Annotated in this window: 1 protein-coding gene; it reads left to right on the forward strand. The window is 54.6% G+C overall.

The features are described from left to right. The coding region (locus Q4563_RS20100; RefSeq protein ID WP_303605770.1) for a hypothetical protein at positions 1 to 269 on the forward strand (269 nt) is incomplete at both ends.

Consider the following 269-nt stretch of genomic DNA (forward strand, 5'->3'; position numbering starts at 1 on the left):
CTGACAGGCTGTATCTGGGGTGCCGGGGGCTGGCATTTTTTTGATGGCACGGAGATCAAGAATGTCGCATTTCTGATTCTGACGTTTGTCAGCATGATTGCAGGCAGTCTGGTGTCGCTGTCATCGCGGCCAGTGTCTTACCGCTTGTTCGCCTCCCCTCTGATGCTGCCGTTATTGGGGCGCATGTTTCTGGAGGACGAATGGTTTTACGGCTGGATGGGATTTGGCGGGGTCGTTTACCTGCTGGCAACGTTCAGCTTCAGCAGTAC

Source organism: Gilvimarinus sp. 1_MG-2023 (assembly GCF_030548285.1).